Source organism: Mesorhizobium kowhaii, assembly GCF_003253745.1.
Classification (GTDB): Bacteria; Pseudomonadota; Alphaproteobacteria; order Rhizobiales; family Rhizobiaceae; genus Mesorhizobium; species Mesorhizobium kowhaii.
In genome coordinates this window covers 70207-84953 of sequence record NZ_MZXV01000010.1, presented here as the reverse complement: position 1 = coordinate 84953, position 14747 = coordinate 70207, and the positions used below count along the sequence as shown (strand labels likewise).

The 14747-nt window shown below is 63.2% G+C and carries 16 protein-coding genes; 9 read left to right on the top strand and 7 right to left on the bottom strand.

Translation table 11 applies throughout. The features are described from left to right. The first annotated feature begins 2 nt into the window (after positions 1–2). The 5 genes from B5V02_RS01560 to B5V02_RS01540 all read left to right on the top strand — a co-directional run bounded on the left by B5V02_RS01560 (position 3) and on the right by B5V02_RS01540 (position 4990). Complete coding sequence (locus B5V02_RS01560; RefSeq protein ID WP_111542497.1) at positions 3–1247, top strand: vWA domain-containing protein; 1245 nt, start codon at positions 3–5, stop codon at positions 1245–1247. 59 nt (positions 1248–1306) lie between these two features. Continuing rightward, the gene (locus B5V02_RS01555) at positions 1307–1645 is read left to right on the top strand and encodes an XdhC family protein (RefSeq protein WP_095085542.1); all 339 of its coding nucleotides are present in this window, start codon (positions 1307–1309) and stop codon (positions 1643–1645) included. Between the two features lie 6 nt (positions 1646–1651). Beyond that, on the top strand, positions 1652–2389 hold the full coding sequence (locus tag B5V02_RS01550) for an XdhC family protein (protein WP_111542496.1): 738 nt from the start codon (positions 1652–1654) through the stop codon (positions 2387–2389). Between the two features lie 66 nt (positions 2390–2455). Next, positions 2456–4066 (top strand): NTP transferase domain-containing protein, encoded by a 1611-nt coding sequence (locus tag B5V02_RS01545; protein WP_111542495.1) that lies wholly within the window; start codon positions 2456–2458, stop codon positions 4064–4066. A 33-nt stretch (positions 4067–4099) separates the two neighbouring features. Further along, positions 4100–4990, top strand: coding sequence for an alpha/beta hydrolase (locus B5V02_RS01540; protein WP_111542586.1), 891 nt, complete (start codon positions 4100–4102; stop codon positions 4988–4990). 28 nt (positions 4991–5018) lie between these two features. Here B5V02_RS01540 and B5V02_RS01535 read toward each other — a convergent pair whose 3' ends face one another. Beyond that, complete coding sequence (locus tag B5V02_RS01535) at positions 5019–6071, bottom strand: DUF1176 domain-containing protein (RefSeq protein ID WP_111542494.1); 1053 nt, start codon at positions 6069–6071, stop codon at positions 5019–5021. 139 nt (positions 6072–6210) lie between these two features. Here B5V02_RS01535 and B5V02_RS01530 point away from each other — a divergent pair, with 139 nt between their 5' ends. Beyond that, a complete protein-coding gene (locus tag B5V02_RS01530) occupies positions 6211–6717 on the top strand; it encodes a DUF1993 domain-containing protein (protein ID WP_111542493.1) in 507 nt (168 codons plus the stop codon). A 59-nt stretch (positions 6718–6776) separates the two neighbouring features. Here B5V02_RS01530 and B5V02_RS01525 read toward each other — a convergent pair whose 3' ends face one another. Then, positions 6777–6941: a hypothetical protein gene (locus B5V02_RS01525; RefSeq protein ID WP_023810361.1), complete on the bottom strand. Its 165-nt coding sequence runs from the start codon at positions 6939–6941 to the stop codon at positions 6777–6779. A 394-nt stretch (positions 6942–7335) separates the two neighbouring features. On the opposite strand from B5V02_RS01525, the gene B5V02_RS01520 reads away from it, so the two are divergent. The 3 genes from B5V02_RS01520 to B5V02_RS01510 all read left to right on the top strand — a co-directional run bounded on the left by B5V02_RS01520 (position 7336) and on the right by B5V02_RS01510 (position 10313). Beyond that, positions 7336–7809, top strand: a complete 474-nt coding sequence (locus B5V02_RS01520) for a hypothetical protein (RefSeq protein ID WP_111542585.1) — start codon at positions 7336–7338, stop codon at positions 7807–7809. Positions 7810–7928: 119 nt separating this feature from the next. Then, a complete protein-coding gene (locus tag B5V02_RS01515; RefSeq protein WP_111542492.1) occupies positions 7929–8996 on the top strand; it encodes an aldo/keto reductase in 1068 nt (355 codons plus the stop codon). Between the two features lie 48 nt (positions 8997–9044). Further along, entirely contained in the window at positions 9045–10313 is a 1269-nt protein-coding gene (locus B5V02_RS01510) for a cysteine desulfurase-like protein (RefSeq protein ID WP_167458324.1), read from the top strand. A 15-nt stretch (positions 10314–10328) separates the two neighbouring features. Here the strand turns inward: B5V02_RS01510 and B5V02_RS01505 are convergent, their stop codons facing one another. The 5 genes from B5V02_RS01505 to B5V02_RS01485 are packed head-to-tail and all read right to left on the bottom strand — an operon-like array spanning position 10329 to position 14746. Continuing rightward, a complete protein-coding gene (locus B5V02_RS01505; RefSeq protein WP_111542491.1) occupies positions 10329–11357 on the bottom strand; it encodes a histone deacetylase family protein in 1029 nt (342 codons plus the stop codon). Next, complete coding sequence (locus tag B5V02_RS01500) at positions 11354–11875, bottom strand: GNAT family N-acetyltransferase (protein ID WP_111542490.1); 522 nt, start codon at positions 11873–11875, stop codon at positions 11354–11356. The genes B5V02_RS01505 and B5V02_RS01500 overlap by 4 nt, the downstream gene beginning before the upstream one ends. A gap of 3 nt (positions 11876–11878) precedes the next feature. After that, a complete protein-coding gene (locus B5V02_RS01495) occupies positions 11879–12388 on the bottom strand; it encodes a 2-thiouracil desulfurase family protein (RefSeq protein ID WP_111542489.1) in 510 nt (169 codons plus the stop codon). A gap of 39 nt (positions 12389–12427) precedes the next feature. Next, the gene (gene kce / locus B5V02_RS01490; RefSeq protein WP_111542488.1) at positions 12428–13357 is read right to left on the bottom strand and encodes a 3,5-dioxohexanoate:acetyl-CoA acetone transferase; all 930 of its coding nucleotides are present in this window, start codon (positions 13355–13357) and stop codon (positions 12428–12430) included. Between the two features lie 3 nt (positions 13358–13360). Further along, positions 13361–14746 (bottom strand): aminotransferase family protein, encoded by a 1386-nt coding sequence (locus tag B5V02_RS01485; RefSeq protein ID WP_111542487.1) that lies wholly within the window; start codon positions 14744–14746, stop codon positions 13361–13363. Position 14747: the final 1 nt, after the last annotated feature.

The window sequence follows — 14747 nt, the reverse complement described above, 5'->3', positions numbered from 1 at the left end:
CGATGCCGCGCCCCGAACCGAAAGAGGCGACAGCGGACGGACGCATCGCCGACAACATCGTCTATTTCGCCCGTACCTTGCGCAAGGCCGGCATGCGGGTCGGACCGGCCTCGGTCAAGGACGCCATCGAGGCGGTGCTCGTCGCCGGCATCGGTTCGCGCGACGATTTCTACTGGACGCTACATGCCGTGCTGGTGTCGCGGCACGAGGATCATGCCACTTTCGACGAAGCCTTTCGGCTGTTCTGGAAGTCGCGTGAGCTGATCGAAAAGATGCTGGCGATGTTTTCGCCGGTGGCGCCCGACACCAGGGAGAAGCAGAAGCCGCGCGCCGCGGAGAACCGCGTCAGCCAGGCGATGTTCGAGGGCCATCAGAAGAACCAGCCGACGCAGGAAATCCCCGAAATCGAGGTCGACGCCCGCTTCACCTTCTCCGGCAACGAGGTGTTGCGCGGCAAGGACTTTGCCCAGATGAACGCCGCCGAGATGGCCGACGCCAGGAAGGCGATTGCGCAGCTGCGCTTGCCCTTTGACATGGTGCGGACCCGGCGCTTCAAGGCCGATGCGCATGGCCGCCGCATTGATCCGCGCGCCATGATGCGTTCGGCCGCGCGCACCGGCGGCGAACTGATCCTGCCGAAATTCCGCTCACCGCGCGAGGTTCACCCGCCGCTGGTGGTGCTGGCCGACATTTCCGGTTCGATGAGCCAATACACGCGCATCTTCCTGCATTTCCTGCATGCGCTGACTGAAAAGCGCCGGCGCGTGCACACTTTCGTCTTCGGCACCCGGCTGACCAACCTGACCCGGCAGATGCGCCATCGCGATCCCGATGCAGCACTTGCCGACTGTTCGGCGGCGGTTAAGGACTGGTCGGGCGGCACCCGCATCGGCGATACGCTGGCAGAGTTCAACCGGCTGTGGTCGCGCCGCGTGTTGGGGCAGGGCGCGGTGGTGCTTTTGATTACCGACGGGCTGGAGCGCGACGATGTCGCCGGCCTGACGGAGGAAATGGAGCGCCTACACAAATCCTGCCGGCGGCTGATCTGGCTGAACCCGTTGCTGCGCTTCGACGGTTTCCAGGCGCGCGCCCGCGGCGTCAAGGCGATGCTGCCGCATGTCGACGAATTCCGCTCGGTGCACAATCTCGATGCACTCGCCGATCTCTGCGCATCGCTAGACAAGAAATCGGCGCAGTCTGTCGATCCGCGCCGATGGCTGGACGCTGGCACGAGGCACGCCGCATAACCATATCTTTCCCGGGAAAACAAGTTCCCTCTGAAAAACAGACTCTGAGAGAAGCGATCATGGAAAACAGCATCTATCTCGATGAGGCCCGCGACCCGCTGATCATCGCGGAAGGCTGGATGAAGGACGGCAAGGATGTGGCCATCGCCACGGTGGTCGAGACCTGGGGATCGGCGCCTCGCCCCGTGGGCAGCCATCTGGTCATCGACGCCGACGGCAATTTCCACGGCTCCGTCTCGGGCGGCTGCGTCGAAGGCGCGGTGGTCACCGAAGCGATCGATGTGATCGACACAGGCAAGGCCAGAATGCTGGAGTTCGGTGTTGCCGACGAAACCGCCTGGCAGGTCGGTCTGTCCTGCGGTGGCCGTATCAAGGTCTATGTTGAAAGATTGGGCTGACTTTTTATGGACCCATATGCGCTTAAAACGTTGAACGCCGAACGCCGCGCCCGCCGCGCGGCGATCCTTGTCACCGATCTCGGTGACGGCCGCGACCGTATCGTGCGCGAAGGCGATCCGGTTGCCGGCGATCTCGGCGCTGCGATCGCCAAGGCGTTCCGCACCGGCAATTCCGGTTCGGTCGAGGCCGAGGGGCGGACCTTCTTTCTCAACGCGCATCTGCCGCAGCCGCGGCTGGTGGTGATCGGCGCCGTGCACATCAGCCAGGCGCTGGCGCCGATGGCCAGGATCGCCGGCTATCCCCTGGAGATCATTGATCCGCGCACCGCCTTCGCCACATCAGACCGCTTTCCCGATGTCGCCCTGCATGCCGAATGGCCCGAGGATGTGCTGAAACGCCAGCCGCTCGACAGCTACACGGCACTTGCCGCGGTCACCCACGATCCGAAGGTCGATGATTTTGCGCTGAAGGCAGCGCTCGACGCCAGGTGCTTCTATGTCGGCGCGCTCGGTAGCCGCAAAACCCACGCCAAGCGCGTCGAACGATTGCTGGCGCTGGGCGCGAGCGCCGACCAGATCGCCCGCATCCACGCGCCGATCGGGCTTGACATTGGTGCTGCCAGCCCTGCCGAGATCGCTGTCGCGGTGCTGGCGCAGGTCGTTCATGCCTTCCGCTCGCGCGGCTTGGAAGCCGCCGCATCGGCTCCAAAATCGCAATCGATTTTGGAGAAGCACGATGCGTAGATTCAAAATAGTAGAGCGTCCTTTGCGCGTCCAAAAGGACGCGCGGCGCTCTACGGGCGTGGCGGCGTGAAATTCGGCCCGATCCCGATCGAAGCGGCCGAAGGTGCAGTGCTGGCGCATGCCACCACCGCCGGAGAGCGGCGCTTTCGCAAGGCGCACAGGCTGAACGCCGAAGACGTGGCACTGCTGCGGGCCGCCGGCATTTCGCAGGTGGTTGCGGCCGTGCTGGCTGCCGACGACCTCGGCGAGGACGCCGCCGCGCAGGAAATAGCCGAGAGCATGGCCTTTCGCGGCATCGACGCCCGGTCGGCCGCGACCGGGCGGGTCAATCTCCATGCCGGGTCAGCGGGTATCTTCACCGTCAATGCCGCGATGATCGACGCCATCAACGCCGTCGATCCCGCCATCACCATCGCCACGCTGGCCCAGCATTCACCAGTCGAGAAGGGCCAGATGGTCGCGACGGTGAAGATCATTCCTTTCGCGGTCAGCTCTGCGCTGGTCGATGCGGTCAAGAAAATCTGCGCCGGCGGCGAGATATTTGCCGTCAATGCTTATCAGCCGGTGCGTGTCGGCGTCATCCAGACCGTTCTGCCGGGCATCAAGCCGAGCGTTCTGGACAAGACGCTGCGCGTCACCGAAGCGCGGCTGGCGCGCTCCGGCGGCAGGCTGACAGCGGAGCGCCGCACGCCGCATGAGATCGCGCCGGTGGCGGAGGCCGCGGCTTCGCTGGCGCGCGACAACGACATGGTGGTGATCTTCGGCGCCTCGGCGATGAGTGATTTCGCCGATGTCGTTCCGGCGGCGATCGAGAGGGCGGGTGGTACTGTTATCCGCGCGGGCATGCCGGTCGATCCCGGCAATTTGCTGGTGCTCGGCACGCTCGGTGGCAAGCGCGTCATCGGTGCGCCCGGTTGCGCCCGCAGTCCCAAGGAGAACGGCTTCGACTGGGTGCTGGACCGGTTGATCGCTGGCCTTGACGTGACCGCCAAGGATATCGCCGGCATGGGCGTCGGCGGGCTGTTGATGGAAATCCCGACCCGGCCGCAGCCGCGTGAACCGCTGCCACCCAAAAGCCAGCTCAAGGTCGGCATCGTCCTTCTGGCGGCTGGCCGGTCGAGCCGCATGGGCGGGCCGAACAAGCTCTTGGCGCTGTTCGATGGCAAGCCTTTGGTGCGCCGCACCGCCGAGCGCGCGCTCGGCTCGAAGGCCTCGGGCACGATTGTCGTCACCGGCCACCAGCGCGAGCGGGTGCACGCGGCGTTGGCGGGGCTGGATGTGACCTTCGCCGACAATCCCGATTTCACCGACGGCCTGTCCACGTCGCTGAAAGCCGGCATTGCCTATCTGCCCGAAGACGCCGCCGGTGTGATGATCGTTCTCGGCGACATGCCGGGTGTCTCGTCGAACGATCTCGACCGGTTGATCGATGCGTTCCGCAAGGCCGGCGGCAATTCGGTGGTCCGCGCCTCGCACGACGGCAAGCGCGGCAACCCGGTGCTCTTGCCGCGCTCCCTGTTTCCGGCGATCGCCCATCTGGAAGGTGATACCGGTGCACGCCATCTGGTTGAGACCGAAGGGCTCGATGTCATCGATGTCGAGATCGGGGCAGGGGCGTCCGTCGATGTCGACACTCGCGAAGCGCTGGAAGACGCCGGCGGCGTGCTGCAGGATTGACAAACCGAAGCTGAAAAACGCATGCCTGCTGGCATGTCTTTCCGCTTCCGATTTCTCTGTGTCTTTGTACCCGCGACAGCCCTGTTGTCGACGGTCGCTCAAAGTCAGCCGCTGTCGCTAAAACCCTTCAAGGACGATCTCTTCGCCTATCCGGCCACGTTGTCGTCCGAGACCAACGGCGCCTACACGGTCCTCGACTACCACGAGCTGCGCGACATCAACCAGCGTGACGAGGTGCCCGAGCGCCGGGTGCACGCCCAATACACCGACACCGGTGTGCGCAAGGTGCAGCAGGATCTGCTGCTGAAGACCGATGCCGGCGATGTCAGGCATGTTGCCGTCGGCAAGGCCGAGGGCGCCGGTATCATCGTGCTTTACCTGCACGGGCAGGGCGGCAGCCGCAAGCAAGGCGTCGACGACTTCACTTTTGGCGGCAATTTCAACCGGCTCAAGAACCTGATGGCCGGCAATGGCGGCCTCTATCTCAGTCCGGACTTTCCCGATTTCGGCGACACCGGCGCGTCCCAGGTGGCGGCACTGATCGACCATTACGCCGAACAATCGCCCGGCGCGAAGATCTTCGTCGCCTGCGGCTCGATGGGCGGCGCGCTGTGCTGGAAACTTGCCGCTCGCAAGGACACCGGCGGTCGTATCAACGGCCTGCTGCTGCTCGGCTCGCTGTGGGACGAGAGTTTTTTCGCCAGTCCCGCCTTCAAGCGTCGCGTACCGGTCTTCTTCGGCCAGGGCAGCCATGACGTGGTCTTTCCAGTGGCAACCCAGGAAGCCTTCTTCCGCTCCATCCTGGCCAAATCGAAGACCTATCCGACCCGCTTCGTCCGCTTCGAGACGGGCACCCACGGCACGCCGATCCGCATGACCGACTGGCGCGGCACGCTCAACTGGATGCTGTCCAAGGCGCCGTGATCGACGTGCGGGCAAGCCCGTCCAACGCTCATGGCGCGGTGTTGTAGTCGACAACCGTCTGCGGATTTTCCTCGCCGTCATAGGACGCATCGACGTCGAACTGGACCAGCGAGAAATTGCCATTGCGGAACAGATACGTCCCTGCGTCGGATGCATCACCGATGCCGCGCCACTTGTTGAAAGTGGTGATCGTGTGAGCTTCCTCGTCATAGTCGGAATTGACCGCCCAGCCGGACGTCTGGAAGCCGACGATGCTCATGCCCAGCAATTTGCCGTCGCTGTCATTGTTCTCGTACCGGATGTCCATCTTGGGTTCGGCGAACTGCAATTGCTGCACGCCCGACACCTCGTCGGTCATGTAGTAGATCGAGCTTTCATTGTAGGCAGCAGCCGAGCAGGAAAAATGGAACAGCCGCGTTTCCTTGTCGGGATCGCCGGGCGCCGCATCCTTGTCCTTGTATTTGATCGAAAAAACGGTCGGCTCATCGGCCAGGAACTGCTTGTCGCATTGGTCGCCATAGGTCGCCAGGAACGCCTTCTTGGCCTGCTCCAGTGCCGTGTCCTTCTTCGGCGGCTGCGGCCCGTCGCCGCAACTTGGCGGCAGCGCCTCCTCGAAATCGGCGGTGGAGGGTTTCAGCGCACCTTTTTCGATGTGGATCGGATCGAAAGGCGGCGCCGCCTGGATCTGGGCATTCACCTGGCGCAGCGTATAGCAGCCGGCAAAGACCTTTTCGCCGCCGGTCTTGTCGGTGGCGCGAATGGCGACAGGGACGTTGTAGAAAATGCTGCCGGCGGCGCCTTCGTCTGAAACCGCTCCGGTCTCGACCTCGACCTTGTCGGTGCCGTCAAAGCCCTTGACGAAACTGTCGAAGTCTTTTGCTGGCTTTGTATCGCCGAAATAACCCCAGGCGCGGGCGAATTCATGCCGGTTGATGGCGCTGTAAAGTGAGCGGACGACGGCATCGGCGCTTGATCGATCGTCGACATAAGGCGCTTCGGGTGTATCGTCGGCTGCCAGTGCCGTCTGGCCTGTTGTAGCAAGGGAGAGAAAGGCAGTCGCTGCGAAAAGGGCGCGTCTCATCGGGAATCTCCGCTCGATGAGGAGATTCTACTATGGCGATTGCGGCAACGTGGTGACGCGGCGCTGGTGGTGCTTGAAGAATCGTGCCTGAAGGCGCTACGTCCGTCCGCCGGCGTTCCGGCCGGATAGGAGATTTGACGTGACGATATCGATGTATGAGGCATCCGTGCCTGTGTTTTCGGAGAGGCTGAAAGCCCTTTCCACCATACTGGCGGCAGCCGAACAGAATGCGCTTGAGCGCAAGATCGACCCGCAGGTGTTTCTGACCTCCAGGCTGGCCCCCGACATGTATGCGCTGACCAGGCAGGTACAGATCGCCACCGACCATGCCAAGGGTGCGCCGTCGAGGCTCGCCGGCCGCGAAGTGCCGAGATACGAGGACAACGAGGCGAGTTTTGCCGATATCCAGGCGCGCATCACCAAGACCCTGGACCTGCTGGCGACATTTTCAGCTGCTGAGTTCGACGGTTCGGATGACAAGGTGATCGAGTTGAAGCTTGGCGGGCGCGAAACCTCGATGCCCGGCCTGCAGTATCTGCTGCATGTGGCCATGCCCAACTTCTATTTCCACCTCACCACGGCTTACGACATCCTTCGCCACAATGGCGTGCCGTTGGGCAAGGCGACATTCCTGGGCGCGCGCTGAAGGAATTGAGATGTTCGAGATGTCCCGGACGGATCCGGGACATCTCGCGGCGTATATATTTAGCGAATGGACATTTCGCGGGCGATGCGCGGAAAGTCGGCGGGTTTGATGCCGATGTCGGCTCGGTCGGCATTGCTCATCGAATGAAGCAGTGCGAGCGCCGAGCGGTATCTCAGATGTTCCTGCGGCCGCGGTCGGGCAAACATTTCAGTGAAGAAACCCATGATTCAGCCCCTGGTTGGTCCTCCACGGCTGCCAATATAGGTGAATCGTGACAATTGTGCAGTGCAGCATTTGCATGCCAGCCATGCGCTGGTGACTTTTTTGAACATACTTTTGCGAGCGGGTGAAACTTTTGCCCGACGCGCACCGTACGCTTGAACGCTGGCACATAGCCGGTTTTCCTCGCCACTCCTGGCGAATTCCGGACTGCTTGAAAATGCAGTCCGGCTTTTTGTTTTGGGATTGCGAATGCGCTAGCGTCGAACCAGGCAACGGCTAAATTCGTTAACATCGGTGCATGCATTTTTAACGAGCCGGTTCTATGGTCTGAAGCTTGCACAGTCGGGCAAGGAGGAGGCTGACATCGCTACTGGCGCCAAGCGTGATTTCGCTTCGTTGCTCGACGACCTTTTCGTCGCCTCCGACAAGAGCGACGCAATTGAGGGCGAAGAGACCAGCGCTCGTCCGTCCATCCCGTTCGACTATCTCTCTGTGGCGGAGGAACTCCATTCCGGCCGCATCAAGGTATCGGGCAGCGGCTTTGCCACCGAATATCGAGAGGCCGGCGCCGATCTGGCGACCGAATTCGCTGCTTTGCTCGATCATGCCAAACTGGCTCTCGCTGGCGAAGAGCTAAAGCCCGAGGAAAAGCTGCCGCCGATCGATCCGGAATCCATTGCCGTCGAACTTGGCCTCAATCAGCCGAAGCAGGTCGCCGACTTTGGCCGCATGCGCCGCAGCTTTGCCTTCGCCAACCATCCAGACCGTGTCGCTCCGCATCTGCGCCAGCGCGCCATGATCCGCATGCAGGTGGCCAACATGTTGATCGACGAGGCCAAGCGCCGCGCGCTGGCCGGCGCCCGCCGCTAAACGCCGCTGGTTCACGTAAAAGTCGGTCTGGCGAGGCTTGGAGAGCGCCTCTGCTTTCCCTATAGATGCGGCTTCCTTCCCGCGCCGCCACGCAAGCTTTCCCTCCGGAGCAGAAGTCCATGCACAAACGCCGTCTCGGTCGGACCGATCTTCTTGTTACCCAGATCTGCCTGGGCACCATGACCTGGGGCCAGCAGAACACCGAGGCCGATGGGCACGCCCAGATGAACCTCGCCTTTTCGCGCGGCGTCAATTTCATCGACACCGCCGAACTCTACCCGATCCCGCCCAAGGCGGAGACACAAGGGCGGACCGAGAAGATCATCGGCAGCTGGATGAAGGCCAAAGGCAACCGCGACAAGGTGATCCTGGCCTCTAAAGTCGTCGGCCGCACGGCCAACGGCTGGTTCCGCGGCGACAGGCCGTCGCAACTGGTGCGCGCCGACATCTTTGATGCCATCGACAAATCGCTGGCCAAGCTTGGCACCGACTATCTCGACCTCTATCAGATCCACTGGCCGGAACGGGACATTCCCTGGGGCGCCAACCCGACGCGCGTCGGCGCCGTACCGCGCCGAGCCGATTCTGTGGGCGCACCAACCGACGAAACGCCGATCGCCGAGACGCTTGCCGTGTTCGATGAACTGATGAAGGTCGGCAAGATCCGCCATTTCGGCCTGTCGAACGAAAGTTCCTGGGGCGTGATGCGGTTTCTTGCCGAGGCTGACAAAGGGATCGGTCCCCGCGTCGCGTCGATCCAGAACGCCTACAATCTCGTCAACCGCACCTTCGAGGTGAATCTCGCCGAGGTCTGCGAGCGCGAGCAGGTGTCGCTGCTCCCTTATTCGCCGCTGGCGCAGGGATACCTGACCGGCAAATACGACCATGGCGCCCGCCCGCCGGGGTCGCGTACGCAGCTGTTCAACCGCGGCCAGCGCTACGAGACCCCCAACGCAGCCGAGGCTCAGCTCGAATACATTGAGCTGGCGCGTTCCTTTGGCTTGGAGCCGGCACTGTTTGCCAATGCCTATGTCTCGAGCCGGCCCTTCGTCACCGCGAACATCGTTGGCGCGACCACTCTTGCGCAGCTCGACATGGCGTTGTCTTCGGTTGATGTCGTCTGGACCGAAGAGATGCAGAAGGCGGTGGACGCGATCCATCAGCGCGTCGGCAATCCCTGTCCTTGAACGGCTCCGGGGGTAGAATTATCCAGGAATGACAGAGGGGTGGAGACGATGGTGGATTTTCCGATCGAGCCAGTGCGTGGAAGGTTTCCGGCCCTCTCGCTGGCCGACAAGGGGCGGCGGCGCATCTATCTCGACAACCCGGCCGGCACGCAGGTGCCACAGGCAGTCGCGGACGCTGTGTCGCGCTGCCTTTTGACCACCAACGCCAACCTTGGCGGTTATTTCGAAACCACGATTGCCGCGCAGGCCGTCGTCGACGAGGCGCATCAGGCGATGGCCGATTTCCTCGGTGCGGAAAGCACCGAGGAAATCATCATCGGCGCCAACATGACGACGCTGACCTATCACATGTCGCGCACGCTCGGCCGCACGCTGAAGCCCGGTGACGAAATCATCCTCACCCGCATGGACCATGAGGGCAATGTGTCGCCCTGGCTGCAACTGGCCGAGGACCTTGGCCTGGTGGTGCGCTGGCTGCCGTTCGACGAAAAGAGCTGGCAGGTCGAAGAGGCGGTGCTGGCCGCGCTGCTCACGGAGAAGACCCGGCTGGTCGCGTTGAACTACGCCAGCAACCTGACCGGCTCGATCAACCGGGTGAAGGCGTTGACCGCCATCGCCAGGAATGCCGGCGCCCTGGTCTATGTCGACGCCGTGCAGTTCGCGCCGCACGGCCTGATCGACGTCAGGGATCTCGGCTGCGATTTCCTGATCTGCTCGGCCTACAAATTCTTCGGTCCGCATATGGGCATATTGTGGGGCCGGCGCGGTATCATCGATGGCCTGAAACCCTACAAATGCCGCTGTTCTTCGAATGGCCTGCCGGAGCGGTTCGAACTCGGCACGCCGCAGATCGAGCTGATGGCCGGCCTCACGGCCGCGGTCGACTATTTCTCTGAACTGGGTGCGGCAGCGGGCGAGGGTGGGTCGCGACGGCAGAAGATCGCCAAGGCGTTCGAGGTGTCGATCGCCTATGAAAACCCGCTGGCGCAGAGGCTGATCGACGGCCTGTCCGACATCTCAGGCCTGACGATCCACGGCATCACCGATCCGAAGCGGGTCGCCGAGCGCGTGCCGACGGTGTCCTTCACCGTCGACGGCATCGTGCCGGAGACGATCGTTCGGCAGATGAATGCCGAAAACATCTTCCTGTGGTCCGGCCACAACTACGCCTGGGAGATCGTCCACCAGCTCGGCATTCCGGCCGAACAGGGTGTCGTGCGCATCGGCATCGCCCACTACAACACGGCAGCCGAAATCGACGAGACGCTGGAGAGCGTGCATCGGGTGATCGCTATGCTCAGGCAGCAGCGCTCCTGACGCCAGTCTGGATCCTCAGCGCTCCTTGCCACCGAAACCGGTGAGGAAGGCGGTGAGATTGTCGCCGAGTTCGTCGCAGAGATAGCCGCCTTCCTGGACGATGACCGTCGGCAGGCCGAGCTTGGCGATGGCCTCGCCAATGCGTGAGAAGCCTGGTGTCGTCACCGAAAGCCCGCCGAACGGATCACCCTCGAACGCGTCGAGGCCAAGTGCAACGACCAGCGCGTCCGGCGAAAAGGCGCGGATGCGCTGGAATGCCACCACAAGCGCTTCGAGAAACGTCGCATCGGCGGATTTGCGCGGCAGCGGCAGGTTGAAGTTATAGCCGAGGCCCGGACCTTCGCCGCGCTCGTCGGCATGGCCCCAGAAGAACGGATAGAAGCGCACCGGATCGGCATGCAGCGACACGGTGAGCACATCCGGCCGCGCGTAGAAGATGCCTTGTGTGCCGTTGCCGTGATGCAGATCGACATCGAGGATCGCCACCCGCGCCGCCTGCTTGCGCAGAACCTGAGCTGCAACGGCCGAATTGTTGATGAAACAGAAGCCGCCGGCAACGTCGGCAAAGGCATGGTGGCCGGGCGGGCGGCACAGCGCATAGGCGGCCGGCGTGCCTGATATCACGGCTTCAGCGGCTTCGACCGCGCTCCAGGCGCTCCACAGCGCGCTCTGCCATGTCTCACCCGAGATCGGGCAAGCGGTGTCGGCCATATGATAGCCGGCCTGGCCGACCGCCGAGGCCGGATAGCTGCCTGACCGCGCGATCGGATGGATGTTGGGGATCACTTCCGCCGACGCACCTTCGATGCGCTGCCAGCGCTCGAAGATATGCTCGAGAAAGTCGAGATATTCGGGCGTGTGCACCGCCGCGACCGGGCCGAGCCCATGATTACGCGGTCGCTCGACGGTGCAGCCGGCAGATGTTGCGCCGGCTAATAATCGTTCGACCCGTTCGGGCATTTCCGGATTGGGCTTCGCCGCACCGCTCGAAAGAAAGGCCTTGGGGTCATGGCGCTTCTGTTCCTCGGCATAGAAGGCTTTCATTCCTGCTCCCCATTCTGCGGCGCGTCGGCGAAGGCAAGGAAGGCATCGCCGATGATCTTCTGCGTCTGCTCGTAGCTCGACCAGGCGATGCCCAGCCTTTCATAAAACGCCTTGGCGCCCTCATTGTCGGTGTCGACGGACAGCCGGAGATAGACGCCGCCTTCCTTTCGGCACTGTGCCGCAACGTGCCGCAGCAGGCGCTCGCCGATCTTGCGGCCACGAAATCGGTCCTCGACATAGAGGTCCTGCACATAGACGCCAGGCCGCCCCATCCAGGTCGAAAAGATCGGGAAATGGAGGCAGAGACCGGCGAATTCGCCGTCCACCTCGGCAATCAGGGTGGAAAAGGCGGGTTTTTCGCCAAAGCCGTAGGTTCTGAGATCGTCTGCTGTCGAGGTGATCTCCTCCGGCGCGCCGATGTGCGTGCCGAGTTTCAGGATCGCCGCGTGGATGGCATCGACATCGTCGATGCGGCCGGGCCGGATAACGGTGTCGGTGGCTTGGGCTTTCTCTCGCATGGATCAGGCCGCGGCGCCGGCCGAACCCGGTCTGGTCAAAAGGTCATCAAGCTCGTCAATGCCGTCTTCCGAAAAGACGCGAATGCCGTTCGCTTCCAGCAGCGCGGTGGTCGTGCCATGGCCAGCCACCCGGTTACCCCTGAAACTCCCGTCATAGATGAAACTGCTGCCGCAGGACGGGCTGCCGTCGGTAAGAACCGCATACCGACACCCTGTTTCTCGGGCGAGATCGAGCGCGAGTTGCCCGGCTTCGAGATAGAGTCCGGTCACATCGTTTCCCGTTTGCTCGACCACTTGGCCTTGGCCGTGAAGCACTGCGCGGCCGTCGCCTGTGCCTCGAATTTCCGCCGGAGGACGTGGCGTGGAGAAGCCTGCGGCAACCTCCGGGCAGATCTGCACGATCCGCCCCTCTGCCTGCCATCGCGCAAGAACGGGATGGTCGTTGAGCCGGTAGGAGCCGTTGTAGCGAACCTTGCTGCCGAGCAGGCAGGCTGAAACGAGAACCCTTTCCATATCAGCTCCTCCCTTTGCCACTCGACCTCCAGTGCTCCCCTAGAACGCCACCCGGTCGCCGCCCTTGAGTGCCAGCATGTCGCGCGCTTCGGTGGGCGTGGCAACCTCCAGCGACAGCCCGTCGAGAATGCCACGGATGCGGCGCACCTGATCGGCATTGGATTTCGCCAGTTGGCGGCCGTCATAGAGGCTGTCTTCCAGCCCGACCCGGACGTTGCCGCCCATCGCCGCGGCAATCGAGATCAGCGGCATCTGATTGCGGCCGGCGGCCAGTACCGAGAACTGGTAGCTGTCGCCGAACAGCTTGTCGGCGATCCGCTTCATGTGGACGAGATTGTCCGGATCGGCGCCGATGCCGCCCAATATGCCCAGCACGAACTGGATGAACAGCGGTCCCGACACCAGCCCGCGGTCGCGGAAATGTGCCAGCGAATAGAGGTGACCGACATCGTAGCACTCGAATTCGAATCGCGTGCCGCAGCCCTTGCCCAGCCGCTCAAGCACGCCCTCCATGTCGGCGAAGGTGTTCTTGAAGATGGTGTCGCGCGTGGCTTCGAGCAGCTTCGGCTCCCACTCGTGCTGCCATTCCCGTGGCTTGTCGAGCATGGGAAAAAGCGCGAAGTTCATCGAGCCCATGTTGAGCGAGCACATTTCGGGCTCGGCTCGCAGCGGCGCTGCCAACCGCTGGTCAAGCGTCATCAGCGACGAGCCGCCGGTAGTGATGTTGATCACCGCATCGGTCGCCTGCTTGATGCGCGGCAGGAGCTGCATGAACACGTCCGGATCAGCGGTTGGCCGCCCATCCCTGGGATCGCGGGCGTGCAGATGCAGGATCGAGGCGCCGGCTTCGGCGGCCGCGATCGCGTCGGTGGCGATCTGGTCCGGCGTCACCGGCAGATAGGGCGACATCGACGGCGTGTGCACCGAGCCGGTGATGGCGCAGGTGATGATGACTTTTCGCGGCGCCATTTCTTACCCCTGGCCTTCCACCGGCAGGTCGAGCTCGGACGCCAGAACCTCCAGCGAGTCGCCGATGATGGCGACGATCTCGCCGACCTGTTGACGCGTGACGATCATCGGTGGCGCGACCATGAAATTGTCGCCGTCGACGCCACCCTTGACCCTGCGGCCATAGATGATCAACCCGCGCTCATAGGCGAGGTCGAGCAGGCGCTGCGTGGCTTTCTTGTTCTGGTCGATCGGCCGCAGCGTCTCGGGATCGGCAACCATCTCTGCGCCGGTGAGCAGGCCCTTGCCGCGCACGTCGGCGATGAACGGAAACCGCTTGGCCAGCCCCTTCAGCCCGTCCATCAGCACATCGCCCATCGCAGCCGCATTGGCGATCAGGTCGAGCCGGTCCATTTCGCCGAGCACGGCAAGGCCGGCGGCGCAGGCCAGCGGATTGCCGGCATAGGTGTAGCCGTGCTGGAAGCCGCCAGAGGCAAGCAGCGGCTGCACCAGCCGCATGGGTGCGGCCAGCGCGCCGAGCGGCGCATAGCCCGAGCCCAGCCCCTTCGACAGCGCGACGATGTCGGGTTTGCAGTTCCAATGGTCGCCGCCGAGGAATTTGCCGGTACGGCCGGCGCCGCTCATCACTTCGTCATGGATGAGCAGGATGCCGTAGCGGTCGCAGATCTCGCGGATGCGCGCATAATAGCTGTCCGGCGCCACCAGGGCGGCGGTGGCGGCACCGCCGATCGGCTCCATGATGAAGGCAACCACGCTCTCCGGACCTTCGGCCAGGATTTTCTCCTCCAGCATGTCGGCGTAGCGGATGCCGCGCTGTTCCATCGAAAGGTTGTCGCGATCGCGCCAGGCCGTCGGCGCCGGCACGGTCGGCATCACCCGCATCATCGGCGTAAAAGTTTCGGCCAGCGCATCGTCGCCGGTGATCGAAAGCGAACCCAGCGTGCCGCCATGATAGGAAGGGAAGCGCGTGATCACCTTCCAGCGGCTGGCCTGGTCGGTGGCAACCGCCCACTGCCGCGCCAGCTTGATGCAGGACTCCGTCGCTTCCGAGCCGCCCGAAACGAAGAAGATGCGGTCCATGCCCTCGGGCAGCTTGCCGGCCAGTTCGCGTGCCAGCTCCTCCGCCGGCTCATTCTCGAAATGCAGCCGATAAGCGAAGGTGGCGCGGTCCATCTGCCGTTTCATCGCGTCGAGCACATTGCGGTTCGAATGGCCGATATTGGCGACCATCGGGCCGCTCGATCCGTCGATGAAGCGGCGACCATCCTGCGTCCAGATGTAGATGCCCTCGGCGCGATCGACCAATGGCCGGCGCAGGCTGGAGAGATAGAACAGATGCGATTCTCGCCGGGCGTCAGTGTCTTGAGCGGCGGTCTGGACTTTCGACATA